29 protein-coding genes are annotated in these 24,886 nt (G+C 74.5%); 14 read left to right on the forward strand and 15 right to left on the reverse strand.

Annotated elements, in window-relative coordinates:
* Positions 1-226: 226 nt before the first annotated feature.
* The 4 genes from GA0070609_RS22570 to GA0070609_RS22585 all read right to left on the reverse strand — a co-directional run bounded on the left by GA0070609_RS22570 (position 227) and on the right by GA0070609_RS22585 (position 3,567).
* Entirely contained in the window at positions 227-1,186 is a 960-nt protein-coding gene (locus tag GA0070609_RS22570; RefSeq protein ID WP_088995624.1) for an electron transfer flavoprotein subunit alpha/FixB family protein, read from the reverse strand.
* 11 nt (positions 1,187-1,197) lie between these two features.
* Complete coding sequence (locus GA0070609_RS22575; RefSeq protein ID WP_088995625.1) at positions 1,198-1,977, reverse strand: electron transfer flavoprotein subunit beta/FixA family protein; 780 nt, start codon at positions 1,975-1,977, stop codon at positions 1,198-1,200.
* A 382-nt stretch (positions 1,978-2,359) separates the two neighbouring features.
* Entirely contained in the window at positions 2,360-2,773 is a 414-nt protein-coding gene (locus tag GA0070609_RS22580; protein ID WP_172899390.1) for a hypothetical protein, read from the reverse strand.
* The gene (locus GA0070609_RS22585) at positions 2,770-3,567 is read right to left on the reverse strand and encodes a GNAT family N-acetyltransferase (protein ID WP_088995626.1); all 798 of its coding nucleotides are present in this window, start codon (positions 3,565-3,567) and stop codon (positions 2,770-2,772) included. Before GA0070609_RS22585 ends, GA0070609_RS22580 begins: the two co-directional genes overlap by 4 nt.
* A 40-nt stretch (positions 3,568-3,607) precedes the next feature.
* Here GA0070609_RS22585 and GA0070609_RS22590 point away from each other — a divergent pair, with 40 nt between their 5' ends.
* The 3 genes from GA0070609_RS22590 to GA0070609_RS22600 are packed head-to-tail and all read left to right on the forward strand — an operon-like array spanning position 3,608 to position 4,812.
* Positions 3,608-4,000 carry a YidH family protein gene (locus tag GA0070609_RS22590; protein WP_088995627.1) on the forward strand — a complete coding sequence of 131 codons (393 nt, stop codon included), beginning with the start codon at positions 3,608-3,610 and terminating at the stop codon, positions 3,998-4,000.
* A complete protein-coding gene (locus GA0070609_RS22595; RefSeq protein WP_157748274.1) occupies positions 3,997-4,377 on the forward strand; it encodes a DUF202 domain-containing protein in 381 nt (126 codons plus the stop codon). Before GA0070609_RS22590 ends, GA0070609_RS22595 begins: the two co-directional genes overlap by 4 nt.
* A 27-nt stretch (positions 4,378-4,404) precedes the next feature.
* A complete protein-coding gene (locus GA0070609_RS22600; RefSeq protein WP_088995628.1) occupies positions 4,405-4,812 on the forward strand; it encodes a PLD nuclease N-terminal domain-containing protein in 408 nt (135 codons plus the stop codon).
* Between the two features lie 24 nt (positions 4,813-4,836).
* Here the strand turns inward: GA0070609_RS22600 and GA0070609_RS22605 are convergent, their stop codons facing one another.
* The 4 genes from GA0070609_RS22605 to GA0070609_RS22620 form a co-directional block, all read right to left on the reverse strand.
* Positions 4,837-5,646, reverse strand: a complete 810-nt coding sequence (locus GA0070609_RS22605) for an ABC transporter permease (RefSeq protein ID WP_088995629.1) — start codon at positions 5,644-5,646, stop codon at positions 4,837-4,839.
* A complete protein-coding gene (locus tag GA0070609_RS22610; protein ID WP_088995630.1) occupies positions 5,643-6,617 on the reverse strand; it encodes an ATP-binding cassette domain-containing protein in 975 nt (324 codons plus the stop codon). Before GA0070609_RS22610 ends, GA0070609_RS22605 begins: the two co-directional genes overlap by 4 nt.
* 183 nt (positions 6,618-6,800) lie before the next feature.
* Positions 6,801-8,423, reverse strand: a complete 1,623-nt coding sequence (locus GA0070609_RS22615) for an acetolactate synthase (RefSeq protein WP_088995631.1) — start codon at positions 8,421-8,423, stop codon at positions 6,801-6,803.
* A 97-nt stretch (positions 8,424-8,520) separates the two neighbouring features.
* Positions 8,521-9,294 carry an enoyl-CoA hydratase-related protein gene (locus GA0070609_RS22620; RefSeq protein ID WP_088997912.1) on the reverse strand — a complete coding sequence of 258 codons (774 nt, stop codon included), beginning with the start codon at positions 9,292-9,294 and terminating at the stop codon, positions 8,521-8,523.
* A 98-nt stretch (positions 9,295-9,392) separates the two neighbouring features.
* On the opposite strand from GA0070609_RS22620, the gene GA0070609_RS22625 reads away from it, so the two are divergent.
* Positions 9,393-9,869, forward strand: a complete 477-nt coding sequence (locus GA0070609_RS22625; RefSeq protein WP_088995632.1) for a DUF6232 family protein — start codon at positions 9,393-9,395, stop codon at positions 9,867-9,869.
* 3 nt (positions 9,870-9,872) lie between these two features.
* Here the strand turns inward: GA0070609_RS22625 and GA0070609_RS22630 are convergent, their stop codons facing one another.
* Positions 9,873-10,220, reverse strand: coding sequence for a nuclear transport factor 2 family protein (locus GA0070609_RS22630; RefSeq protein WP_231928381.1), 348 nt, complete (start codon positions 10,218-10,220; stop codon positions 9,873-9,875).
* 290 nt (positions 10,221-10,510) lie between these two features.
* On the opposite strand from GA0070609_RS22630, the gene GA0070609_RS22635 reads away from it, so the two are divergent.
* A complete protein-coding gene (locus tag GA0070609_RS22635) occupies positions 10,511-10,993 on the forward strand; it encodes a DUF6232 family protein (RefSeq protein ID WP_088995634.1) in 483 nt (160 codons plus the stop codon).
* 43 nt (positions 10,994-11,036) lie between these two features.
* Positions 11,037-11,765 (forward strand): hypothetical protein, encoded by a 729-nt coding sequence (locus GA0070609_RS22640; protein ID WP_088995635.1) that lies wholly within the window; start codon positions 11,037-11,039, stop codon positions 11,763-11,765.
* Positions 11,766-11,780: 15 nt separating this feature from the next.
* On the opposite strand, the gene GA0070609_RS22645 is transcribed toward GA0070609_RS22640, so the two are convergent.
* On the reverse strand, positions 11,781-12,239 hold the full coding sequence (locus GA0070609_RS22645; protein ID WP_088995636.1) for a rhodanese-like domain-containing protein: 459 nt from the start codon (positions 12,237-12,239) through the stop codon (positions 11,781-11,783).
* 71 nt (positions 12,240-12,310) lie between these two features.
* On the opposite strand from GA0070609_RS22645, the gene GA0070609_RS22650 reads away from it, so the two are divergent.
* Positions 12,311-13,387 carry a helix-turn-helix domain-containing protein gene (locus GA0070609_RS22650; RefSeq protein WP_088995637.1) on the forward strand — a complete coding sequence of 359 codons (1,077 nt, stop codon included), beginning with the start codon at positions 12,311-12,313 and terminating at the stop codon, positions 13,385-13,387.
* 6 nt (positions 13,388-13,393) lie between these two features.
* Here GA0070609_RS22650 and GA0070609_RS22655 read toward each other — a convergent pair whose 3' ends face one another.
* The gene (locus GA0070609_RS22655) at positions 13,394-14,290 is read right to left on the reverse strand and encodes a ribokinase (protein WP_088995638.1); all 897 of its coding nucleotides are present in this window, start codon (positions 14,288-14,290) and stop codon (positions 13,394-13,396) included.
* A gap of 22 nt (positions 14,291-14,312) precedes the next feature.
* Positions 14,313-15,155 (reverse strand): ABC transporter ATP-binding protein, encoded by an 843-nt coding sequence (locus tag GA0070609_RS22660; RefSeq protein WP_088995639.1) that lies wholly within the window; start codon positions 15,153-15,155, stop codon positions 14,313-14,315.
* A 131-nt stretch (positions 15,156-15,286) separates the two neighbouring features.
* Between GA0070609_RS22660 and GA0070609_RS22665 the strand changes: the two genes are divergently transcribed.
* Positions 15,287-16,312 carry an ABC transporter ATP-binding protein gene (locus tag GA0070609_RS22665; RefSeq protein ID WP_088995640.1) on the forward strand — a complete coding sequence of 342 codons (1,026 nt, stop codon included), beginning with the start codon at positions 15,287-15,289 and terminating at the stop codon, positions 16,310-16,312.
* Positions 16,309-17,322 (forward strand): ABC transporter permease subunit, encoded by a 1,014-nt coding sequence (locus GA0070609_RS22670; RefSeq protein WP_088995641.1) that lies wholly within the window; start codon positions 16,309-16,311, stop codon positions 17,320-17,322. The genes GA0070609_RS22665 and GA0070609_RS22670 overlap by 4 nt, the downstream gene beginning before the upstream one ends.
* A gap of 177 nt (positions 17,323-17,499) precedes the next feature.
* On the opposite strand, the gene GA0070609_RS22675 is transcribed toward GA0070609_RS22670, so the two are convergent.
* Positions 17,500-18,675, reverse strand: coding sequence for an ROK family transcriptional regulator (locus GA0070609_RS22675; protein WP_088995642.1), 1,176 nt, complete (start codon positions 18,673-18,675; stop codon positions 17,500-17,502).
* Between the two features lie 178 nt (positions 18,676-18,853).
* Between GA0070609_RS22675 and GA0070609_RS22680 the strand changes: the two genes are divergently transcribed.
* The gene (locus GA0070609_RS22680; protein WP_088995643.1) at positions 18,854-20,305 is read left to right on the forward strand and encodes a glycoside hydrolase family 3 N-terminal domain-containing protein; all 1,452 of its coding nucleotides are present in this window, start codon (positions 18,854-18,856) and stop codon (positions 20,303-20,305) included.
* Positions 20,306-20,509: 204 nt separating this feature from the next.
* On the forward strand, positions 20,510-21,709 hold the full coding sequence (locus GA0070609_RS22685) for a PP2C family protein-serine/threonine phosphatase (protein ID WP_088995644.1): 1,200 nt from the start codon (positions 20,510-20,512) through the stop codon (positions 21,707-21,709).
* A gap of 3 nt (positions 21,710-21,712) precedes the next feature.
* On the opposite strand, the gene GA0070609_RS22690 is transcribed toward GA0070609_RS22685, so the two are convergent.
* Positions 21,713-22,072 (reverse strand): STAS domain-containing protein, encoded by a 360-nt coding sequence (locus GA0070609_RS22690; RefSeq protein WP_088995645.1) that lies wholly within the window; start codon positions 22,070-22,072, stop codon positions 21,713-21,715.
* Positions 22,073-22,231: 159 nt separating this feature from the next.
* Between GA0070609_RS22690 and GA0070609_RS22695 the strand changes: the two genes are divergently transcribed.
* The 3 genes from GA0070609_RS22695 to GA0070609_RS22705 are packed head-to-tail and all read left to right on the forward strand — an operon-like array spanning position 22,232 to position 23,911.
* Entirely contained in the window at positions 22,232-22,762 is a 531-nt protein-coding gene (locus GA0070609_RS22695) for a hypothetical protein (RefSeq protein WP_088995646.1), read from the forward strand.
* On the forward strand, positions 22,759-23,250 hold the full coding sequence (locus GA0070609_RS22700; RefSeq protein WP_088995647.1) for a thiol-disulfide oxidoreductase DCC family protein: 492 nt from the start codon (positions 22,759-22,761) through the stop codon (positions 23,248-23,250). Before GA0070609_RS22695 ends, GA0070609_RS22700 begins: the two co-directional genes overlap by 4 nt.
* Positions 23,213-23,911: a TetR family transcriptional regulator gene (locus GA0070609_RS22705; RefSeq protein ID WP_088995648.1), complete on the forward strand. Its 699-nt coding sequence runs from the start codon at positions 23,213-23,215 to the stop codon at positions 23,909-23,911. Before GA0070609_RS22700 ends, GA0070609_RS22705 begins: the two co-directional genes overlap by 38 nt.
* Before the next feature lie 239 nt (positions 23,912-24,150).
* Here the strand turns inward: GA0070609_RS22705 and GA0070609_RS22710 are convergent, their stop codons facing one another.
* Positions 24,151-24,810 (reverse strand): GNAT family N-acetyltransferase, encoded by a 660-nt coding sequence (locus GA0070609_RS22710; protein WP_088995649.1) that lies wholly within the window; start codon positions 24,808-24,810, stop codon positions 24,151-24,153.
* Positions 24,811-24,886: the final 76 nt, after the last annotated feature.

Genomic DNA, 24,886 nt, shown 5'->3' on the forward strand with positions numbered 1-24,886 from the left:
GCGCTCCTTCGTCCATCGGCGGGCGGGGGTGCGCGGGGGTGCTCCCCCGATGGTCCCAGTTCCGGGTACGCCGCGGGTGGTTCCCGGGAACGCGGAAGGCCGGGACCGAACGCGAAAGGCCGGGACCGAACGCGAAAGGCCGGGACCGAACGCGAAAGGCCGGGACCGAACGCGGAAAGGCCGGAACCGCGGCGCGGTTCCGGCCTTTCCTCGGTCGAGCCTCAGCTCACTTGCGCTTGCGGATCTCCTCCGCGGCCTGCGGGACCACCTTGAACAGGTCGCCCACCACGCCGAAGTCGGCCAGCTCGAAGATCGGCGCCTCGCCGTCCTTGTTGACCGCGACGATGGTCTTCGAGGTCTGCATGCCGGCCCGGTGCTGGATCGCGCCGGAGATGCCCAGCGCGATGTAGAGCTGCGGGGAGACGGTCTTGCCGGTCTGGCCCACCTGGAACTGGTGCGGGTAGAAGCCGGAGTCCACCGCCGCCCGGGACGCGCCGACCGCGCCGCCGAGCAGGTCGGCCAGCTCCTCGACCAGCTTGAAGTTGTCGGCGTTGCCGACGCCGCGGCCACCGGAGACGACCACGGACGCCTCGGTCAGCTCGGGACGCGAGCCCTTCTGCTCGGCGACCCGGTCCACCACCTTGGCCAGCTTGTCGGTGTCGGCCACGGTGACGGTGAGCTGCTCGACCGCCGGGGTGGCGGCGGCCGGCACCGGGTTGACCGAGTTCGGCCGCAGGGTGACCAGCGGCAGGCCGCGGGTGACCTTGGACTTCACGATGGTGGAGCCGGCGAAGGCCACCTGGGTGGCGGTGCCGTCGGCGTCCAGCGCGACCACGTCGGTCAGGATGCCGTTGTCCAGCTTGACCGCCAGCCGGGCGGCGATCTCCTTGCCCTCCTGGGAGGAGGCGAGCAGCACGGCCGCGGGCTCGACCCGCTTGACCAGCTCGGCCAGCACGGTGGCCTTGGGCGCCACCAGGTAGCCGTCGATCTCCTCGCTCTCCGCGGCGTAGATCTTCGCCGCGCCGTACTCGCCCAGCTTGGCGCTCAGCGCCTCGGCCGCGCTGGCGCCGCCGAGCACCACCGCGCTGGGCGTGCCCAGCTCGCGGGCGAGGGTGAGCATCTCCAGGGTGACCTTCTTGACGCCGAATTCCCGGGTGGCTTCGACGACGACGAGAACCTCAGACATGTCCGGACCCCTCACACGAACTTCTCGGTGGCGAGGAACTCGACCAGCTTGACGCCGCCCTCGCCCTCGTCGGTGATCTTGGCGCCGCCGGAGCGCGGCGGCCGCTTGCTGTGCTCCAGCACGGCGCTGGTCGCGCCGTCGAAGCCCACCTCGGCCGGGGCGACCCCGAGGTCACCGAGGGAGAGCGTCTGCACCGGCTTCTTCTTGGCGGCCATGATGCCCTTGAAGGACGGGTAGCGCGGCTCGTTGATGGTGTCCCAGACGGAGACCACGGCCGGGGTCGAGGCGGTGACCACCTCGTAGCCCTCCTCGGTCTGCCGCTCGACGGTGAGCGTGTCGCCGTCGACGGTGAGCTTGCGGGCGCCGGTCAGCGCCGCGACGCCCAGCCGCTCGGCGATCATGTGCGGCATCACCTGGACCCGGCCGTCGGTGGACTCGGCGCCGCAGATGACCAGGTCGGCGTTGAGGGTGCCCAGCGCGGCGGCGAGCACCTTCGAGGTCGCCACGGCGCAGGATCCGTGCAGCGCGTCGTCGACCACGTGCACGGCCTTGTCCGGCCCCATCGAGAGCGCCTTGCGGATCGACTCGGTCGCCCCGCCCGGACCCATGGTCAGGATGGTGACCTCGCCGCCGTGCGCCTCCTTGATCTTCAACGCCTCTTCGATGGCGTACTCGTCCATCTCGTTGATGACGTTGTTCGCCGAACCGCGGTCGACGGTGTTGTCGTCAGTACGCAGGTTGCGGTCCGCGCCCGAGTCGGGCACCTGCTTGACGAGTACGACGATGTTCATCGCGCTTCGACGACCCTCCTGTTTGGTGTAGCGATCGCTCGCCCGGTCTGGGGCGCAGCCTCGCGCGTCGGGTGACGCCGGTCAACCGCGGGCTGCTGTGCGGTTGCCCACGACGCCATGTTACCTGTCAGTAGCATCGCTCCCCCGGGCACTCAGAGTGACACAGCTCACCGGTCGTCCCGGAGCCGGGTAAGCTGGCAAATCGGGAGGTATCGGAACATGTCAGGACAGCGCGTGTCGGGGCGGACGGCTGCGACCAGGCTCGGCTGCCGGCGGGCGCTGCCCGAGTCGTACCGCTGCGGCTGCGGCCGGATCCGCGACCGCTGTGTGCGGGCGGCCGTCCGGGCGCTCTGGTCTTCGGCGCCGCCCTCCGCCGGCCCGCTCAGGCCGGCTCATCCAGCGCGTCCCTGATCCGGTCGATGACCGCCGCCTCGGCCGCCGCGACACCCCGGTGGGCCCGGGCCACCCGGTCCGCGGCGGCCAGCACCACCGAGCGGTAGACCGGCACGTCCTGCGGGGCCTTCTCGCGCAGGATCCCCATCGCCCGGCCCAGCGCCGGCAGCACCACCGACTCGACCTCCAAGGCCGAGTCCCGGGGTAGCTTCGGCAGCGGCCCGGTGGTCAGCGCCTCCTTCACCACGCCGCTGGCGCCCGACATCGCCCCGGAGGCGGCGAAGCTCTCCCGGAACAGCGCCAGCATGCCGGGATCGGCGTTCGAGACCAGGAAGACCGCGCCGAACGCGCCGGTCTTGAGGGTGAGAAGCTCCTCGGCCGTCAACCGCTGCTGCATGATCACGGAGTGTAGACGTACGGCGTGGTGGTGGTGACCGGGACGAGGCCGAGCCGCTCCAGGATCGGCCGGCTGTCCGGCGAGGCGTCCACCTGCAGCAGGGTCCGGCCGCGCTGGGCGGCCAGCCGGGCCCGGTAGGTGACCAGCGCCCGGTAGATGCCCCGCCCCCGCCACCCCGGCAGCGTCGAGCCGCCCCACAGAGTGGCGAAACCGGTGTCCGGCACGTACCGCACCCAGCCCGCGCAGACCACCGTGTCCGCCGCCTCCGCCACCACCACGGTGATCGACTGCGGGTCGGCGGCGATCTCCTTGGCCAGCCCGTCGGCCAGGTGGCCCCGGTCGGCCTGCCAGACCTCCTCCTCCATCGCCACGATCCGGTCCAGGTCCGCCCGGGCGGTCACCTCACGCAGACGTACGCCCTCGGGCAGCACCGGCAGCGCGGCGGCGAGCGGCGCGGCCGGGCCGATCACCACGGTCTCCAGCTCCTCCGGCACGAAGCCGGCCGCGCGCAGCCGGTCCGGGAGGTCCGCGGGCTCGTCGTGGCCGTGCAGCTTCCACTCCACCTGCTCGCCCCGGCGCCGGAAGAACTCCACCTGGCGGGCGATCAGCTCGTCCAGCGCCGCGCCGGTCAACCCGCCGAGGTCCCGGTAGGTGAGGAAACCGCCGTGGTCGAAGCCGAGGATCCGCACCAGAGGGCCGTCCCGCTCCACCGTCACCCCGGCCGGCAGCGGGTCCGGCACCGCGGCGCGCAGCTGGTTGTCGTACGCGTTCCGCAGGGTCGTCACATCAAGATCCGTCACCTTTCCAGGCTAGGCCGGGCCGCCAACGGATAATCGGAGTGTGTGGCAGTCGATCAGGCGGTGGTTCGACCCGCGGGAGTTGCGGTCCGTCGGCAGCACCCCGGACTACCGGTTCTCGCTGGCCAACGAGCGGACCTTCCTGGCCTGGCTGCGCACCGGGCTGGCGCTGGTGGCCGGTGGGCTGGCCGCCGCGCAGTTCCTGCCGCCGCTGCCGGTGGCGCACCTGCGCGAGCTGATCGCCGTGGCGCTGTTGCTGCTCGGCGGCGCCGTCGCCATCCACGCCGTCGACCACTGGGCGCGCACCGAGCGGGCCATCCGGCTCGGCGAGGAACTGCCCGCCTCCCGCTTCCCGGCGGTGCTCGCCCTGACCATCGGCCTCGGCGCGGTGCTGCTGGTGGCCGCGGTGCTCGCCCGGGCCTTCGGCGATTCGTGAGCGCCGACGACCGGGCGCCCGACCCATCGGAGCCGCCGACGCGGGCCGGCGCGGCGGGGCCGCCCGCCCGGCCGGTCGGAGCGCGTGACCCCGGGCTGCAACCCGAGCGGACCCGGCTGGCCTGGCGGCGGACCGCGCTGACGCTGACCGTGGTCCTGCTGCTGACCCTGCGGCTCGCGTTCCCCGCCGGCCTCGTCGGCGCGCTGCTGGCCGGGGCGGCGCTGCTCGGTTGGGGCGCGGCGGTCACCGTCTGCTGGCCCCGGGCCGCCGCCGCCGGACCGACCCGCACCGGCGGCCGGACGCTACCGCTGGTCGCCCTGGCCACCGCCGGATTCGCGCTGGTCGGCACCGCGCTGGTGCTACGCGGGCTGTGGTGACCGGCGCCCGTGCGCCATCATTGACGCATGGCCCGGCTGTACGTCCTCCTCTTCCTGGCGCAGATCGTCCTCGCCGTCTGCGCACTGATCAGCTGCCTGTCCGCCGAGGAGGGCGAGATCCGCGCCCTGCCCCGGATCGCCTGGGTGCTGATCATCCTGTTCTTCCCGCTGCTCGGCTCGATCGCCTGGTTCGTCGCCGGCCGGGACACCGCGGGCGCCCGCCCCCGGTCGGCCTGGCCGATGGGGAACGGCTTCGCCGAGCGGAAGCCGGCCCGGCCGGTCGCTCCCGACGACGATCCCGAGTTCCTGCGCTCGATCGAGGAACGCTCCCGGCGGCAGGATTCCGAGCTCTTCCGCCGCTGGGAGGAGGACCTGCGCCGGCGCGAGGAGGACCTGCGCCGCCGCGAGGGCGAGGAGGACCGCCCCCCGGCGTAGCCGACCCGCGCGGTCCTTGGCTGGTCACACCCGCCGCCGGAGCCCGCGTACCGCCAGCGGGGCGAAGATCGCGGCGAGGACGACCGCCCAGAGCAGCGACTGCACCACCGGCGCGGCCACCGGCCCGCCGACCAGCAGGCCGCGCAGCCCGTCGGCGAGGATGGTCACCGGGTTGACCTCGACCCAGGACTGCAGCCAGCCCGGCATGGTCTCGGTCGGCACGAACGCGTTGCTGGTGAAGGTGAGCGGGAAGATCACCATGAAGCCGAAGATCTGCACCTTCTCCGGCTCGTTGACCAGCACCCCGACCAGCACCGAGATCCAGGACGCGGCCAGCGAGAATGCCAGCAGCAGCGCGAACGCCCCGAGCAGGCCGAGCAGGCCGTTCTCCAGCCGGAAGCCGAGGATCATGCCGACGCCGACCAGCAGCGACACCGACCAGGCCTGCTTGACGGTGTCGGCGAGGATCCGCCCGGCCAGCGGCGCCCAGCGGGCGATCGGCAGCGCCCGCAGCCGGTCGAACACGCCTTTGGTGAGGTCAGTGTTCAGTCCGAAGCCGGTGGTCATGGTGGCGAAGAAGGCGTTCTGCACGATGATGCCGGGCAGCGCGAAGGTGAGGTACTCCCCCGGCGAGCCGGAGATCGCCCCGCCGAACACGTACGTGAAGAGCAGCACGAACATGACCGGCTGGATGCTCAGGTCGAGCAGTTCCATCGGGTTGTGCTTGATCTGCACCAGGCTGCGCCAGGCCAGGGTGAGGGTGTGCCGCAGCCCGGCGGTCGGGCCGAGCCGGCGCGCCGGGGTGAGCGGGGCGGTCACGGTGGCGGCGGTCATGCCACGCTCCCTTCCAGATCGGCCCCGGCGGGGGCGTCGGACTCGGCGCGGTGGCCGGTGAGCGAGAGGAAGACCTCGTCCAGGCTGGCGCCGCGCAACGACAGCTCGGCGACGGCGATCTCGGCCGCTTCGAGCCGGCTAACCACGGCGGGTAGCACACCCGGGTCGTTCACCGGCACGGTGACCGTGGTCTGGGCCACCTCGGGGGCCGCCCCGGCCACCTCGGCGGCGATGGCCACCACGGCGGGCAGGTCGTCGGAGTCGGCGGGGCGGACGGCCAGGGTCTGCCCGCCGGTCCTGGTCTTCAGCTCCTCCGGGGTGCCCTGGGCGATCACCCGGCCGTGGTCGACCACCGCGATCTCGCTGGCCAGTTGGTCGGCCTCCTCCAGGTACTGGGTGGTGAGCAGCACGGTCACCCCGTCGGAGACCAGGTTGCGGACGATGTCCCACAGCTCGTTGCGGCTGCGCGGGTCCAGCCCGGTGGTCGGCTCGTCGAGGAAGAGCACCAGCGGGCGGCCGACCAGGCTGGCGGCGAGGTCGAGCCGCCGGCGCATGCCCCCGGAGTAGGTCTTGGCCGCCCGGTCGGCGGCGTCGCTGAGCTGGAAGTCGGCCAGCAACTCGCGGGCGCGGGCCTTGGCGTCGGCCCGACCGAAGCCGAGCAGCCGGCCGATGAGCAGCAGGTTTTCGAAGCCGGTGAGCGTCTCGTCGACGGAGGCGTACTGCCCGGTCAGTCCGACCAGTTGGCGCACCCGGTGGGCGTCGCGCACCACGTCGAAGCCGCCCACCGTGGCGTGCCCCTCGTCGGCCCGCAGCAGGGTGCTGAGCACCCGCACCGCGGTGGTCTTGCCCGCCCCGTTCGGGCCGAGCAGGCCGAAGACCGTCCCGGTGGACACCGCCAGGTCGACTCCGGCGAGGGCGGTGGTGTCGCCGAAGCGGCGCACCAGACCCTCCGCGCGGATCGCGTGGTCCATCGCAACTCCTGTCGTGTCCGCTGGTCGCACCCCCGTGACCGGCGCTGACCTCCCACGGCGCTGACGTTACGGCGACAGGCGCTGACGGTCCGCTGATTTCCCGCTGGCAGAGCCCGTTCAGCTGCTGGTGAAAACGCGCCCGCCGCCGTCGCCGCGGTGGCGGCGACGGCGGCGGGCGGTGGATCAGGCCAGGTTCGACGAGCGGGGGTACGCGTCGGCCGGGTCGGTGAGCACGTTCACCAGGTACGGCACCCCGGCGTCGAAGGCCCGCTGCAGGGCCGGCCCGAGGTCGGCCGCCTTGGCCACCGTCTCGCCGGCGCCGCCGAGCGCCGCGACCACCTGGTCGTAGCGCAGCTCGGGCTGGAGGTCGGCGGCGACGTCGTAGCCGTACATGGCGCGCATCGGGTGCTTCTCCAGGCCCCAGATGCCGTTGTTGCCGACCACGATCACCACCGGCAGCTTCTGCCGGGCGAGGGACTCCACGTCCATCAGCGAGAAGCCGGCCGCGCCGTCGCCCATCAGCACGCAGATCTGCCGGTCCGGGTGGCTGACCCGGGCGCCCATCGCGTAGCCCATACCGGTGCCGAGGCAGCCGTACGGGCCGGGGTCGAGCCAGGTGCCGGGCTGCGCCGGCTCCAGGTAGCGGCCGGCGTACGAGACGAAGTCGCCACCGTCACCGATGGTGATGGCATCACGGGCGAGCACCTTGCGCAGCTCGCCGTAGACCCGGGCCGGGCGGATCGGGTCGGTCTCGGCGGCCATCTCCTCGGCGTCGCGGGCCTTCGCGGCGTCCTCGGCGGTGCGCAGCTCGGCGATCCAGCCGGCGTGGTCGGCCCGGTCGCCGGGGTGCTCGGCCAGCGCGCTGAGGATCAGCCGCAGGTCACCGGCGGGCGCGGCGGCCGGCTGCACGTGCCCGGCCCGCTGGCTCGGCGCGTCGACGATGTGCACCACCGTGGCGTCGCCGAAGTCGCCGAAGCCCAGCCGGAAGTCCAGCGGGGTGCCGATCACCACGACCACGTCGGCGCCCTTGAGGGCCACCCGGCGGGCCTTGGCGAAGGCGAGCGGGTGCTCCGGCGGCAGCGCGCCCCGGCCCATCCCGTTGGTGAAGACCGGCACCTGCAACGCCTCGGCCGCGGCGCGCAGCGCGTCGACCGCGTCGCCGGCGTAGACGTCGGAACCGGCGATGATCACCGGGCGGCTCGCCGCCGCGATCAGCTCGGCCGCCGTGCGCACCTCGTCCGGGTCGGCCTCGACGGGCGCGATGCCGGGCAGCGCCGGCAGTTCCGCGTCGGCGACCGAGAAGACCGCCTCCAGCGGGAAGTCCAGGAAGACCGGGCCGCGGTGCGGGGTGAGCGCGGTGGTCAGCGCCGCGGTCACCGCGCGCGGGATGTCGTCCGGACTGAACACCGTTCCGGCGTGCTTGGTGACCGGGGCGACCAGCGGCAGGTGGTCCATCTCCTGCAGGCTGCCGGAACCCCAGCGGAACTGCGGGGCCCGACCGCCGAGCACCAGCACCGGTGAGGCGTTGAAGTACGCGCTGGTCAGGCCCGAGATGCCGTTGGTGACGCCGGGGCCGGCGGTGAGCACGGCCAGACCGGGGCGGCGCTGGAGCTTGGCCACCGCCTCGGCGGCGAAGACGGCGGACTGCTCGTGCCGGACGTCGTAGATCGGGAAGTCGGTCTTGTGCGCGGCGTCGTAGAGCGGGAAGACGTGCCCGCCGGAGAGGGTGAACATCTCGCGCACCCCGTACGCGCGCAGCGCCGCGAGCGCCAGCTCGCCGCCGTGACCTTCGATCCGCTCCGTCATGCCGCTTCCCTTCGTCGCCCGGCCGGAGTCACACGCTACTGGCCGGTAGGCCGAATGTGAACCGCCGCCTGACGGCGGCGGTTCACCGGCGCAGGGGTCACCGGCCGGTGAAGTCCGGCTTGCGCTTCGCCACGAACGCGGCCATGCCCTCGCGCCGGTCGTCGGTGGCGAACAGCGCCGCGAAGAGCTGACTCTCCCAGGCCAGGCCGGAGTTGAGGTCCATGTCCAGGCCGCCGTCGACCGCGAGCTTCGCGGCGCGCAGCGCCTGCACCGGGCCGGTGAGGTACGGGCGGACCAGCTCGACAGCGGTGTCGTAGACCTCGGCGGCCGGGGCGACCCGGTCGGCCAGGCCGATCCGCAGCGCCTCCTGGGCGTCGACCATCCGGCCGGACATGATCAGATCCTTGGCCCGGGCCGGGCCGACCAGCCGGGCCAGCCGCTGGGTGCCGCCCGCGCCGGGGATGATGCCGAGCTTGATCTCCGGCTGGCCGAGCTTGGCGTCCTCGGCCACCACCCGCCAGTCGCAGGCCAGCGCCAGCTCGCAGCCGCCGCCGAGGGCGTAACCGGTAATCGCCGCGACGACCGGCTTGGGGATCCGGGCGATCGCGCCGAGCGCGCTGGACAGGTCGGCCGCCCGCGCCGCCATGTCCACGTAGGACATGTCGGCCATCTCCTTGATGTCCGCGCCGGCGGCGAAGACCTTCTCCCCGCCGTACACGATGACCGCGCGGACACCCGGGTCGGCGGTGGCCGCCGTCGCGGCGGCGCGCAACTCCTCCTGCACCTGGGTGTTCAACGCGTTCATCGGTGGCCGCTCCAGGCGGATGGTGCCGATCCCGTCCTTGGTCTCCAGCCGCACGAACTCGCTCACGCGCACCCTCACTTCCTCGTCGAAGTCGCGAGCCAACCTTACGGCGCGACCCGTCGGGGTAAGTAGTCTGGTATCAGCCCCGCTCAGGGAGTCCAGCGATGATCACGTACTACGACGACAGGTCGGTCCAGGTCACCTCCACCGCCGTACGGGTGGACGGCCGGACGTTTCCGCTCACCGAGATCAGCCTGGTGTGGCACCAGCGGGGCAGCCGGTCCTGGCGGGTGCTGGCCGGTCGGGGGGCGATCGGCGCGGCGCTGGCCGGGCCGCTGGTCGCGGCCGCGCTCGGCATCGCGCTGGCGCTCTGGCTGGACCGCTCGCCCACCGTCACGATCGCGATCGTCGGCGCCTCGGTGCTGGTCGGGCTCGCCGTCGGGCCGGTCGCCGACTTCCTCTTCGAGCACCTGGACCGCTCGTACGCCCGGGGCAGCCGGCAGCTGGAGCTCTGGGCGCGCTGGCGCGGCCACCCGGTACGACTGCTGCGGACCGGCGACGCGCTGCGCTTCGGCCAGATCTACCGCGCGGTGCAGCGGGCGGTGGAACGCAGCCAGCCGGCGGCGGCCCGCCGCGGTTAGCGCTCAGAACTCGATCGGACCGTCCGGCAGCACGCCCAGCCCGCGCAGCAGCCCGAACAGGTCCTGCTCGCCCCAGAACTGGACGATCACGCCACCGGCCAGCCGGTACATCTTGCAGGCGCTCTGCACCGCGGTCGCGCCGGTGGCGTCCCGCCGGTAGGTCTGCGCCAGCGAGACCACGACCCGGTCCCCGGCGGCGAAGAGTTCGACGATCTCCTGGTCGAGCACGGTCAGCCCGGGCGAGGCGACCGCCTGCTCGACGAAGCGCCGGCCCCGCACCGCGGTGCCGGAGCCGTAGATGGCCACGTCCTCGGCCACCACCGCGCGTACCTCGGCCAGATCCTTCGTCACGAAGGTCCGCAGGTAGCGGCGGACCGCCTCGATGTTGCGCTCCTACTCGGTCCCGATGTTGCGCTCCTGCTCGGCCACGAGCCGGACGCTATCCGACCGGCGGCCGCCGCACCGCCCCGGTCCGCCACCGTTGGGCGGGCCACTCCCGCGCGCACTGTGGGGCTGATGTCGTGGACGACTCAGCGCCACACCCGCGCCCTCGGGTCCCGGTGGTCGTTCGACGGGCCGGTTGGTCGTTCGACGGCCCGTGGGCGACGCGCCGGGTTGCCGGGAAGTGCTTAAGCTTAGTGATGACCCTCTATTACCGGGACGACGCGGTGCAGGTGACCTCCGAGTCGATCCGGGCGGGCGGCCATACCGTGGCGATCGCCGACCTGACGTACGTCTGGCATGACCGCGGGCGGACCACGGCGGCGGTCCGGGGGCGGGTGCTCGGCCGGGGCGTGCTGGTCCTGCTGTTGTCGCTGCCGCCGCTGCTCGCGGTGGTCTGCGTGCTCTCGCTGGCCTGGTCGGCGCAGGACCGGGGCGAGTGGCGGCTGGCGCTGGTCATCCTGGCCGCGTGCACGGTCGGCGCGCTGGCCCTGACCCCGTTCCTGGAGGTACCGCTCGGCTGGCTGGACCGCTCCTACGAGCGCGGCAACCGGGTGCACGAGCTCTGGGTGCAGCACCACGGGCGGGAGGAGCTGCTGCTGCGTACGCCGGACGCGCTGCGGTTCGGCCAGATCTACCGCGCCGTGCAGCGGGCCGTCGAGCAGCACGGGCCGGTCGGCTGACGCCGCCGGGCGGTTGTCGCGGCGACGCCGCACACTTGGTGCCATGGCGATTCCCCTCCCCCGGCCCGCCGCGGTCGTCGGTCTCACCCGCTCCGCCCTCGACCAGGCCCTCGGTTCGGCCGCGTCGTTCGCCGCCGTGCCGGTCCGCGCGTTCGCGGTGCTCGACGGGGTGGAGGCCCTGCTGGCGCGGATCAACGGCGTGGTGGACCGGATCGAGCAGACGCTGGACCGCACCGACCGGGTGCTCACCGACGCCGAGGCCGCGGTCCGCGAGGTCGCCGTGATCAGTGCCGCCGCGACCGCCGCGATCGACAACGCGACCGAGGTGGCCGCCGCGGCCACGGTGGTGGTCAACGAGGCCGACAAGGTGGCCCGGACGGCCGCCACGGTGGTCGCCGAGGCCGACTCGGCGGCCGGCCGGGTGACGGCCACGGTGGGCACCGCGGCGGAGGCGGCGGCCACCGCCGCGGAGCTGCTGGCCGCGTACGAGCCGGCGCTGCGCCGGGCCGCGCCGATGGCGAACCGCTTCGTCGAGCAGCTCAGCCACGAGGAGGTGACCGCCGCGATCCGGCTCGTCGACGAGCTGCCGAAACTCAAGCAGCACCTGACCTCGGACATCCTGCCCATCCTGGCCACCCTGGACCGGGTCGGCCCGGACCTGCACGACCTGCTCGACGTGACCCGCGACCTGAAGCTCGCCGTGGCCGGCATCCCCGGGCTGAACATGCTCCGCCGGCGGGGCGAGAAGCTCACCGACGACGCCGAGGGGTGACCGGCCCGGCGGCGGTCAGCAGTCGCAGGTGGTGGTGGCCCGGGGCGCGGTCAGGTCGTCGACCGGGCGGCGGGTCAGCCCCGTCCCGGTGACCACCGGCAACCCCTCGCGCACCCAGTACTCGTACCCGCCGATCAGTTCCTTGACGGCGAAGCCGAGCCGGGCGAACTCCAGCGCGGCCCGGGTGGCGCCGTTGCAGCCCGGGCCCCAGCAGTAGGTGACCACCCGGGACCCGGCCGGCACCAGGCCGGTGGCCCGCCCGGCGATCTCGGCGGTCGGCAGGTGCACCGCGCCGGGCAGGTGCCCCTGGGCCCAGGCGGCGGCGCCCCGGGAGTCGACCACCACCAGACCTGGCGTCCGGGCGGTCAGGTCGGCGTGCACGTCGCTGACGTCGGTTTCGAAGGTCAGCCGGGCGAGGAAGTGGGCGGCGGCGACCGTCGGCTCGGCGGCCGGTACGGCGAAGGTCTGTGTCATGCCCACGATCCTCCGGTGGTCTGGCCGGCCGGGCGAGTGGCGGGAACGACGACGAGCGCTAACATCTCGCCATGTCCCTGCGCGCCCCGGCCGACCGTAGCGTCGCCGTGCTGGCGTACCCGGGGATGTCGGTCTTCGAGACCGGCATCGTCACCGAGGTGTTCGGGCTGCCCCGGCCCGAGTTCGACGTGGACTGGTACCAGCTGACCGTCTGCGCCGAGCGCCCCGGCCCGGTGCCGGTCGTCGGCGGGGCCAGCCTGCACACCCCGTACGGGCTGGACGTGCTGGCCGGTGCCGCGACGGTGATCGTGCCCGGGGTGCCGGACGTCACCGTCGACCCGTCACCGGAACTGGTCGCCGCGCTGCGCCGGGCGCACCGGGCCGGCGCCCGGATCATGTCCATCTGCTCCGGCGCGTTCGCGCTGGCCGGTGCCGGGCTGCTGGACGGCCGGCGGGCCACCACCCACTGGCGGTACGCGGACCTGCTGGCCCGCCGGTATCCACGGGTCGAGGTGGACCCGGGCGTGCTCTACCTCGACGACGGTGACCTGCTCACCAGCGCCGGCAGCGCGGCCGGCCTGGACCTCTGCGTGCACCTGGTCCGCCGGGACCACGGTGCGGCCATCGCCAACGCGGTCGCCCGCCGGCTGGTGATCCCGCCGCACCGCGACGGCGGTCAGGCCCAGTTCATCGAGGCGCCGGTGACCGTCGACCCGGACGACGACCGGATCGCCGCAAGCATCGCCTGGGCGCTGGCGCACCTGGCGGAGCCGGTCACCGTCGACCGGCTGGCCCGGCAGGCGCACATGTCGCCGCGCACCTACCTGCGGCACTTCGCCCGGGCCACCGGCACCAGCCCGATCCGCTGGCTGGTCGACCAGCGGGTCCGGGCCAGCCTGCCGTTGCTGGAGGGCACCGACGCGCCGGTCGAGGAGATCGCCGCGGCCGTCGGGTTCGACAGCCCGGTCACCTACCGCCACCACTTCGGCCGGGCCATGCACACGTCGCCGTCGGCGTACCGCCGCGCCTTCCGCAGCGGCACGGCCGGCCACGCGGCCGGCCCGGCGGACGGACGTCCGGCGACAGTGGACGGGCGGACCGACCCGGCAGCCGACCGGACCGGCCTGGCCGGGCTGCGCACCGGGTAGCGCCGGTCAGCCCGGGACGTACAGCTCGTCGATCTCGGCCCGGCGGGGCAGCGCCACCGAGGCGCCGAGCCGCCGGGCGCACGCCGCGCCGGCGGCGGCCGCCCAGCGCACCGCGTCGACCAGGTCCCGACCCTCGCCCCAGGCGACCGCGAGGGCGGCGGTGAACGCGTCGCCGGCGCCGGTGGAGTCGACCACGTCGACCTTCACCGCCGGCACGTGCACGTCGGTGCCGTCCCGGTCGCCGTACCAGGCACCCTCGGCGCCGAGGGTGAGCACCGCCCGGGGCACCAGGTCGAGCAGGGCGCGCGGCTCGTCCCGGCCCCGGCCGGTGAGCGCCCGCGCCTCGTTCTCGTTGACCACCAGCAGGTCCACCGCGGCCAGCAGCTCGGCGGGCACCGGCCGGGCCGGCGCCGCGTTGAGCACCACCCGGGTGCCGGCCGCGCGGGCGGCCAGCGCCGCGGCGGTCACCGTCTCCACCGGCACCTCCAGCTGGGCGACCAGCACGTCCGCGTCCCGTACGGCGGCCAGTTCGGCCTCGGTGAGCCCGGTGAACGCGCCGTTCGCGCCGGGAGTGACCAGGATGGCGTTCTCCCCGTCGGCGTTCACCATCACCAGGGCGACACCGGAGGCCCCGTACACCACCCGCAGCTGCCCGGTGTCCACGCCGGCCGCGGTGATCCGGGCCCGCAGGGTGACCCCGAACGAGTCGGAGCCGATCGCGCCGAGGAAGGCGCAGGCGGCGCCGGCCCGGGCGGCGGCGACCGCCTGGTTGGCGCCCTTGCCGCCGGGCACCGTCACGAAGTCCGTGCCGAGCAGGGTCTCGCCCGGCCGGGGCAGGGCGGGAGCGGTGGCCACCAGGTCCATGTTGGCGCTGCCGACCACGACCACCCGGGTCTGCCGCACGCTGGCCTCCTTACCGCGGCCCTCAGGCCGCGCGAGCCGTGTACCGGTCGCCGGAGCGCTGGACCACCAGCGGCAGGCCGAAGGCCTTGGAGAGGTTGTCCCCGGTGAGCGTCTCGCCGAGCAGCCCCTGCGCCACCACACCACCCTCACGCAGCAGCAGCGCGTGGGTGAAGCCGGGCGGGATCTCCTCCACGTGGTGGGTGACCAGCACCATCGCCGGGGCGTCCGGGTCCTGCGCCAGCTCGGCGAGCCGGGCCACCAGGTCCTCCCGGCCGCCCAGGTCGAGCCCGGCCGCGGGCTCGTCGAGCAGCAGCAGCTCCGGGTCGGTCATCAGGGCGCGGGCGATCTGCACCCGCTTGCGCTCCCCCTCCGACAGGGTGCCGTAGCTGCGCTCCGCGAGGCCGCCGACGCCGAGCTGGCCGAGCAGCGCGCGGGCGCGGGCCTCGTCGGTGGGGTCGTAGCTCTCCCGCCAGCGGCCGACCACCGACCAGGCGGCGGTCACCACCACGTCGGTGACCCGCTCGTCGGCGGGCACCCGCTCGGCGAGCGCGGCGGTGGAGAGCCCGATCCGGGTACGCAGCTCGGTCAGGTCGGTACGGCCGATCCGCTCGCCGAGCACGTGTGCGACGCCGGTGGTCGGGTGCAGCCGGCCGGCCGCGATGTTGAGCAGGGTGGTCTTGCCGGCGCCGTTCGGGCCGAGCACGACCCAGCGCTCGTCCAGCTCGACCCGCCAGGTGAGGTCGTGCAGCAGGGCGGTGCCGGACCGGCGTACGCCGACGCCGTCGAGGCTGACCACCAGATCCGCGTCCACGGGCGGGGGTGCGGGTGCGGCGCCGCCGGCGCCGGGGATCAGGTCACCAGTCACCCGACCATCCAACCACGCAGCGCCGCGGTGCCCCCCATGGGCGGCGGGCCGGCCGTATGGTGGGGCGCCGTGTCGTTGGTCACCCCACCCGGAGGACGGTTCATGCCCGGTCGGAGCAGGGAGCCGCGCGGATGAGCGCGGTCATCGAGATCGAGGGTCTGCGCAAGACCTTCCACAGTCTGCGGCACGGCCGCCGGGTCGCGGTCGACGGCTTCGACCTGCTCGTGGAACCCGGTCAGATCCACGGCTTCCTCGGCCCGAACGGCTCCGGCAAGACCACCACGTTGCGCGCCCTGCTCGGCCTGGTCCGCGCCGACGCGGGGCGGATGACGGTGCTCGGCGCGCGGTCGCCGGAGCAGCTGCCCCAGGTGTCCGGGCGGGTCGGGGCGATCGTGGAGAGCCCGCAGTTCTTCGGCAACTTCACCGCCCACCGCACGCTGCGGCTGCTCGCCCGGGCCGGCGGCGTTCCGGTCTCCCGGGTCGACGAGGTGTTGACCCAGGTCGGCCTGTACGACCGCGGCCACGAGCGGGTCAAGGGCTACTCGCTCGGCATGAAGCAGCGCCTCGCCGTCGCCTCCGCCCTGCTCAAGGACCCGGAGCTGCTGATCCTCGACGAGCCGGCGAACGGGCTGGACCCGGCCGGCATCCGGGAGATGCGGGACCTGATGCGGTCGCTGGCCGCGGCCGGGGTGACCGTGCTGGTGTCCAGCCACATCCTGGCCGAGATCCAGCTGATCTGCGACCACGTCACGATCATCTCCCGGGGCCGACGGGTGGCGGCCGGCCGGGTGGACGAGGTGCTGGCCGGCTTCGACCGGCACGAGTTCCTGGTCCGGGTGGCCGAGCCGGCGCGGGCGGTCGAGTTGCTCGGCGCCGCCGGGCTGGCCGCCACCGCGCACGACGACCACCTGACCGTGGCCGAGGTGACCGACCCGACCGTCGTCAGCCGCACCCTCGGTGAGCAGGGCATCTGGGTGAGCGAGCTGACCCCGCTGCGGCCGGACCTGGAGAGCGTCTTCCTGGAGCTGACCGGCACGGCCGGGCATCCGGGGGTACCCCGGCAGGTCGACGACTCGGTGCTGCCCGACCGCCCGACGCCGGACGCGACGATCGACCTCGACGCGGGGGTCGGCGAGACCAGAGGAGTGGACGCGTGAACCTGGTCCGTGCCGAACTGGAGCGGCTGAGCGCCCGGCGCTTCGTCCAGCTCATGGTCGTCCTGCTGGTGCTGGCCTTCGGGATCACCGCGGCGACCACCCTGGCCGGCTCGCACCGGCCCACCGCCACCGAACTGGCCGAGGCGCAGCGGCAGGCGGCCGAGGAGCGGCGCAACCTGGAGGTCATCCACGAGCAGTGCCTCGCCCGCGAGCGCGGTGTGCTGCCGCCGGAGCAGGCCGACCAGTACTACCCGCCCAACTGCAGCGAGGTGGACCCGGCGCTGCGGGAGCGGCTGCCGGTGGCCGCCGACTACCTGGTCGGGGTGTTCACCTTCGCCACGGAGGCCCGGCCGCTGCTCTACTTCCTGATCGCCTTCCTGGTCCTCTTCGGCTTCCTGGTCGGCGCCTCCTACATCGGCGCCGACCTGAACTCCGGCGGCGTGGTCAACCTGCTGCTGTGGCGGCCACGCCGGATGACGGTGCTCAGCGCCAAGCTGGGCACGCTGCTGGGCGGGGTGCTGGCGCTGTCGCTGGTCGCCTCGGTGGTGTACCTGGGCGCCTTCTGGTTCATCGGGCAGGCAGCCGGGCAGCCGGGCCACCTCGACGAGGAGTTCTGGCGATCGCTGGGGACGCTCTGGGGTCGCGGGCTGGTGCTGGTGCTGCTGGCCACGGCGCTCGGCTTCGCCATCGCCACGCTGGGCCGGCACACCTCGGCGGCGCTCGGCGCGGTCGCCGCGTACCTGGTGGTGTGGGAGCTCGGCGCCCGGCTGGTGTTCGAGATCCTGGAGGTGGCCCGGCCCGATCAGCTGATGCTCTCCAGCCACCTGGCCGCCTGGCTGACCGGGCGGGCGGAGTTCTGGGACAACCAGGCCTGCGCAGGTGTCTTCGACGGCAGCTGCGACGGCTTCTACGCGCTGACCTGGGCGCCGGCGCTGGTCGTACTGGTCACGCTGACCGCCGCGCTCACCGCGGCGGCCTTCGCCCTGTTCCGCCGGCGGGATCTGATCTGAGCTGGCCGGGCACCCGGTCGGGGTGCGGCAAGACCTTGCAGCACCCCGACCGATGGTGAAGAATTCCTTCACATGACGGACGGCGCGGGCGACCACGCACGCCCCGCCGAGGCGGGCGCGGCGTCCCGCGCCGCCGCGACGGCATCACCCGGAGCGGGGGCGGGCCGGCGCGCCGGGTCAACCGACGGTGGAACCGAAGACCTCGTCACGGACGGCGTCCAGCGCGGTCCGCAGCGCGCCGTTGAGGATCGGCTCCTCGGTCAGCCCGGTCGGCACCACCCGGGGCCGGACCAGGGTGATCGCCGCCACCTCGTGCTGCACCCGCTCGGCCAGTGCCGCGCCGCCCGCCTGGCCGACCTCGCCGGCGAGCACCACCAGCGGCGGGTCCAGCACCACGCAGGTGCTGGCCACGCCGAGCGCCAGCCGCCGGGCCAGCTCGTCGAGCATCGGGCCGCCCGCCGTGCCGTCCGCGATCGCCGCGCGCACCGCCGCGGTGGCGCTGTCGCCGGGGTAGCCGTGCTCGCGGGCCAACGCGCGCACCGCGTCCCCACCGACCAACTGCTGGAAGGCCGGCTTGGCCCGGCGGGACACGTCACGCGGGATGGGCGCGCCGGGCACCGGCAGGTAGCCGATCTCGCCCGCGGCGCCGCTGCTGCCGTGGTGCAGCCGCCCGCCGAGCATGATCGCCAGACCGACGCCCGCGCCGACCCAGACCAGCACGAAGTCGGTCACCCCGCGGGCGGCGCCGGACTGCGCCTCGGCCACCGCGGCCAGGTTGACGTCGTTCTCGAAGACCACCGGGGTGTGCAGGTCGTCTCGGAGCGCGCCGAGCAGGCCGCTGTGCCAGCGCGGCAGGTTGAAGGCGAAGGTGATGTCGCCGGTGGCCGGGTCGACCAGACCGGGGGTGCCGAGCACGATCCGCCGGACGCTCGACAGCTGGGCCTGCGCGCTGCTGGCCGCCTGGACCACCGCGTTGTGCACCACGCCGACCGGGTCATCGGTGTCCCGGGTGGACTGCTCGACCCGGCCGATCACCGCGCCGGTGATGTCCGCGCAGGCGGCGACCACCCGGTCCGGGCCGACGTCCACCCCGACCACGTGCGCGCTGCCCGGCCGCACCGCGTAGAGCTGGGCGTTCGGTCCCCGCCCGCCGGCCTGCTCGCCGACCCGGGTGACCAGCCCGCGCTCCTCCAGCCGCTCGACCAGCTGGGAGGCGGTGACCTTGGACAACCCGGTCAGCTCGCCGAGCCGCGCCCGGGTCAGCGGCCCCTGCTCGAGCAGCAGTTCCAGCGCGGCGCGGTCGTTGAGCGCCCGCAGCAGGCGGGGGGTGCCGGGCAACCGGGTCGCACTCATGCCACGTCCTTCTGCTTCTATAAACTTTGCTAACTGTAAACCGACCGGTGAGCGGGTAGCCGTAGCGTATCGGCCACCGGGCACCGGAGAACTCGGACGACCCGGCACCGAATCACCGCCGGGACGGCCGCCTCCGTCACGACGTCCGTGCCGTCCGGGCACCGGAAGGGGAGATCACGTGGGGCTCGATCCAGGACTGCGCCGGCTCGCGCTCGGCACGCTGCTGGCCGCGTACCCGGGCCCGGTGCCACCGGACTGGGCGGTGGACCTGGTCGCCGAGGGGCTCGCCGGGCACACCCTGTTCGGCACGAACGTGCACAACCCGGCCCAGGTGGCGGCCAGCACCGCCGCGCTGCGGGCCGGCCGCGCCGACGTGCTGATCGCCATCGACGAGGAGGGCGGCGACGTCACCCGGCTCGCCCACGCCACCGGCAGCCCCTATCCCGGCAACGCGGCGCTCGGCGCGGTCGGCGACGTGGCGCTGACCCGACGCGTCTACGAGGCCATCGGGGCCGAGCTGGCCGCGCTCGGTATCACTGTCAACCTCGCGCCCACCGTCGACGTCAACACCGCCGACGAGAACCCGGTGATCGGCACCCGCTCGTTCGGCGCCGATCCGATCCGGGTCGCCGCACACTCCGCCGCCGCGGTGGCCGGGCTCCAGGCCGCCGGCGTCGCCGCCTGCGCCAAGCACTTTCCCGGGCACGGCGCCACGATCGCCGACTCGCACCACGAACTGCCCACCGTGGACGTACCGGTCGAGGTGCTGCGGGAGCGCGACCTGCCCCCGTTCGCCGCGGTGGTCGCCGCCGGTACCCAGGCGGTGATGACCGCGCACATCCGGGTACCCGCGCTGACCGGCGACGGCCCGGCCACCTTCAGCCGGGCCGTCCTGGTGGACCTGCTGCGCGGGGAGTACGGCTTCACCGGCACCGTGATCACCGACGCGCTGGAGATGAAGGGCGCCGCGATCGCCGCGGGCGGGGTGGGGCCGGCCGCCGTCCGGGCCCTCGCCGCCGGCGCCGACCTGCTCTGTATCGGCGCCCAGGTCGACGCCGAGCTGGTCGAGCGGGTGGTCGCCGAGATCGTCGCGGCGCTGGCCGACGGCCGGCTGGACCGCTCCCGGGTGGAGGAGGCCGCCGGTCGGGCCGCCGCGCTGGCCGCCTGGACCGGGGCCGCCGGCGGGATCTCCGCCGCCGCCACCGACCTGGGGTACGCGGCCGCGCGCCGCGCCGTCCGGGTGGAGGGCACCCTCACCGACCTGGACCGGCCGCTGGTGGTCCAGTTGCACGCCGCCGCCACCATCGCCGAGGGCCGGGTGCCCTGGGGACTCGGCCCGCACCTGGCCGAGGCCGAGGAGATCCGGGTGGTCGCCGCGGAGACCGAACCGGCCACCCTGCGCGGGCTCGCCGGGTCCCGGCCGATCGTGCTGGTCGGCCGGCACCTGCACCGGCTGCCCGGCGGTCCCGAGCTGGTCACCGCGCTGGCCGCCGAGCATCCGGTGACCGTGGTCGAGATGGGGTGGCCGGCGAGCTGGCGGCCGGCCGGCGTCCGGGCGTTCGTCACCACCTACGGCGCCAGCCACGCCAACGGCCGGGCCGCCGCCGAGGCCCTCGGGCTGACCGCCTGACGCCGGGCCAGCGGACCGCACCGCCGGGCGGGTCAGGCGGATCGCCTCGCCGGGCGGACGGCCGGGCGGACCGCCCCCGCCCGCCCGCGGACCAGGCGAGCAGCCCCGCCGGGTGGGCGGACCAGGCGGGCAGGCCGGGCAGCCCTGGGACCGGGCGGAGCCAGGCCGGGCATTGACCGGGCCGGCGCGGGGTATGCGGATGGGATGACCGCCTCCGACCCCTGGCGCCGGGCACTGGCCGACCTCGTGTCCCGGTCGCACCGGCTGCCGCCGGACGAGCTGGCGGTGGCGGTCGGCGTCGTACTGCGACCACTGGGCGCCACGGCCACCGTCTACCTGGTCGACGCCGAGCAGTGCGACCTGCGTCCGCTGCCCGAGCCGGGCCGGCCGGCGCCGGACGCGCTGCCGATCGACACCAGCCTGGCCGGCCGCGCCTTCACCCACGTCGAGCCGCTCATCGGGCACGGGCCGCCGCCCCGGCTCTGGGTGCCGATCGTGAACGGCACCGACCGGCTGGGACTGCTGGAGGTCTTCCCGGCGGCCGCCGTCGACCCGTCCGACTCGTCGCTCCAGGACGGCTGCCGGCTGATCGCCGGCCTGATCGGGCACCTGGTGACGAGCAAGATCGCGTACGGCGACGTGCTGCACCGGGCCCGGCGCAGCCGGCCGATGGCGGTCTCCGCCGAACTGCTCTGGCAACTGCTGCCACCGCTGACCTTCGCCGCCCCGAACACCGCGATCAGCGCCCTGCTCGAACCCTGCTACGAGGTCGGCGGGGACGCGTTCGACTACGCCCTGGACGCCGGGGTCCTCTCCCTGGCGATCCTGGACGGGGTGGGTCGCGGCCTGCCGGCGGTGCTCACCACCTCGGTCGCGCTCTCCGCGCTGCGCGCGGCGCGGCGGGCCGGCAGCGATCTGCCCGGGCTGGCCCGCTCGGTGGACACCGCCATCACGAGCCAGTGGCGCGACGCCCGCTTCGTCACCGGGGTGCTGGCCGAGTTCGACACCCGCACCGGCGTGCTCCGGTACGTCGTCGCCGGGCACCCGCCGCCGCTGCTGCTGCGGGGCGGGCGGGCGGTGCGGGAGATGACCGGCGGCCGGCGCCTCCCGCTCGGCCTGGCCGACCAGGCCGTGCCGGCGCAGACCCGGCTGGAGCGGGGCGACCGGTTGCTGCTGCACACCGACGGGGTCACCGAGGCGCGCAGTACGAGCGGCGAACTGTTCGGCCTGCCCAGGCTGACCGATCTCGCCGAGCGCCAGATCAGCTCCGGCCTGCCGGCGGCCGAGATCCTGCGTCGGCTGAGCCACGCGGTCACCGAGCACCTGGGCGGGACGGACCGCGACGACGCCACGCTGCTGCTGGTCGAGTGGTCGGCCGAGGCGTCCGCGAACGCCGAACCCTGACCGTCAGTCCGGCGCGGGCAAGCCGTGGTCGGCGTGGTCCTCGGCGCCCCCGTCGGTCAACCCGAGCAGGGCATCGACCGAGGTGATCCGCAGCACCCGGGCCACCACCGGCTGCGGCCGGGCCGCCCGGAGCGTCACGGCGCGCTCCCGGGCCACCACCGCGCCGTGGACCAGCACCCGAACCCCGCTGGAGTCGAGGAACGCGACGCCGGCCAGATCGACGAGGACTTCGTCGACATCGGCGGAACGCACCGCGTCCAGCAGTTCCCTCTCGAGGGCGTCGGCGGTGGACATGTCGATCTCACCGGCCGGCCGCAGCACCACCTGCCGCCGCTCCGCGTCCTGCGCCCGCACGTCGTCCACCGCCTCACCAGGGAGCCCGGCGCCCGTGCCGGTGCCGGTGCCAGCCGACCATACCCAGCCCGGGGTCGCGTGGCCATTCGTCGACGCAGTCTTGAACGTGTTCAACTCATCGCCTACGCTGAGCCAAATCGATTTGAACGCGTTCAAGAGAGGTTCAGGATGGACACGAAGGTCTGGATGTACCTGGTCTACCTGGCGATCAGCATCGGGCTCACCATCTGGGTGGCCCGGGCGCTCTCCCGCAACGGGCTGGTCTTCCTCGAGGAGGTGTTCGCCGACGAACGCCTCGCCAAGGCGGTGAACAGCCTGTTGGTGGTCGGTTTCTACCTGCTCAACCTCGGCTACGTCACGGTCGCCATGCGGCACCCCGACCCGGTGCGTACGACCAGTGGGGCGATGGAGGAGCTGTCGCTCAAGGTCGGCCTGGTGCTGCTGGTGCTCGGCGCGCTGCACTTCTTCAACGTCTTCGCGCTCAACCGCTACCGCCGGGGCCGGCTGCGCCAGTTCGCCACCCACCCGCCGCTCGCCCCGGTCGGCCAGCTGCCGATGACGCCCGCACCGCACGCCGGCCACCCGGTCGGCCCGCAGCCGCACGCCAGCCCGTACGCCGGCGGCCCCCGCCCCCAGCCCGGTCCGGCGGGCGGCGGCCAGCCCGGCGCCGGCCCGACCGCTGCCCCGCCGGCCCGATGACCGTCCCGCCCGCCGGCGCGGCGGGTCTCCCGGATGCCACCACGCACTCCGGTGGTGGCATCCAGGGGTTCACCGTCCTGTTCGACGCGCACTGCCCGCTGTGCCGGGCCGCACGCGGCTGGCTGGCGTCCCGGCCGCAGCTCGTACCGCTGGACTTCGTGCCGGCCGGCTCGGCGGAGGCCCGGCGGCGGTTCCCCGGCCTGGACCACGCCGCGACGCTGCGCGACCTCACCGTCATCGCGGACACCGGCGCGGTGTACGCGGGCGACGGCGCATGGTTCGCCTGCCTGTGGGCGCTGGCCGAGCACCGGTCGACGGCCGAACGGCTGGCCCGCCCGCACCTGCTCCCGCTGGCCCGGCGGGTGGTGGCGGTCGCCTCGGCGGTACGCGAGCGGGTCCGCGAGCCGTGGCCGGAGCCGACGCCCGACCCGCCGGGTTACGGTGGCCCCGATGACCGAGCAGACTGCGCCGACGACCGCTGCGGGTGAGCCGGCGACCGCCCGCGGCGAGCAGACGCGGCAGCTCATCCTGGACACCGCGATGCGGCTGTTCCGCGAGCGCGGGTACGCCCAGACCACCATGCGCGCGATCGCCCAGGAGGCCGGGGTGGCGGTGGGCAACGCCTACTACTACTTCGGCTCCAAGGACCACCTGATCCAGGAGTTCTACGCCCGCGCGCAGGTCGAGCACCGGGCGGCGGCCCAGCCGGTGCTCGACCGCGAGTCCGACTTCGCCGCCCGGCTCGCCGGGGTGCTGCACGCCGGCATCGACGTGCTCACCCCCTCGCACGACTTCGCCGCCAGCTTCTTCAAGACGGCCGCGGAACCGACCTCCCCGCTGAGCCCGTTCTCGGCGGAGTCCTCGGCGCCGCGCCAGGCGGCGGTCGCGCTCTTCGCCGAGGTGCTGGACGGCTCCACCGCCAAGGTGGACGCCGACCTGCGCCCCCAACTGCCGGAGCTGCTCTGGCTGGCGTACATGGGGGTGATCCTCTACTGGGTCTACGACCGGTCACCGGGGCAGGCCCGGACCCGGCAGCTCATCGACGGGGCCGTGCCGCTCATCGACCGGCTGGTGGCGCTGTCCCGGCTGCGGGTGCTCCGCCCGGTCACCCGCCAGGTCCTCGACCTGATTCGTACGCTGCGTCACTGAGCGGCCGGACCGGCCCCGTCGACTCCGCTCCAGGTCAAGTCCGCTATTCGACACTCCGAGTCGAGCACTGGCGTCTTGCCGTCGCGCATGTCGATACGTAGCGTAATCAGCGTCGCCCGACCCACGGGGACCTGGGGGGAGGCTGCGGACCGTGGATCCGGCCCGGGATCCACGGTCCGCGTCCTGCGCCGGCCGCCGGTCGGGACCGCTCCGCCCTCGGTCGTGGCCCGCTTCGCGGGTCAGCTCGGGTAGACCCCGAACGACCGCCATCCCCGGTCCGGGAAGCCGGCGGCCTCCGCCACCCGGGCCGAGGCGGCGTTGCGGAGATCGTGCAGATAGGTCGGTACGGCGCCCTCGTCGAGCACCCGGCGGGCCGCCTGGGCGACCAGGCGCCGGGCCAGGCCGCGGCTCCGGGCGGCGGGCACCGTCCCCACCGCCAACTCGTGGCCGTACGCGTCGTGCCGCTTGATCCCCACCCCGGCGAGGTAGTGGCCACGGTCGTCGCGGACCACCAGCACCGCCCGGTCGAACAGCCGCAGCCAGGCCGGCAGCCCCGGATCCTCCGGGGAGATCCACTCCCCCACGTCGGGCAGCGGGGCCGGCGCCGAACTCCACCGGAAGACGTCGTCGTGCAGCGCCCAGCCCCGGTGGCCGACCGCCGCGGGCAACTCCGGCAGCAGGCGCTTCGGCCGCCGGGCCAGCTCCCGGACCGCCGCGACCCGGTCCGGTGGCACCGACAGCACGGTGCTCGCGCCGGCCCGGACCGCGATCGCCGGGCGGAGTCGGCCGTCCCAGGCGGGGCGGGCCCGGCGGTGCGAACCGACCACGTGCAGACCCGGGCCGGCGGGCCACTGCCCGAGCCAGCTGGCCAGATGCAGGTGGAGTCGCCGGTCGAGCACCGATCCACCTCCCTGCGCCGTCGTCCACCGGACCGGAATCCGATCACGGTACGCCGGGCGGCTCCGCCCGGCGTAC

Source organism: Micromonospora echinaurantiaca, assembly GCF_900090235.1.
GTDB classification, from domain to species: domain Bacteria; phylum Actinomycetota; class Actinomycetes; order Mycobacteriales; family Micromonosporaceae; genus Micromonospora; species Micromonospora echinaurantiaca.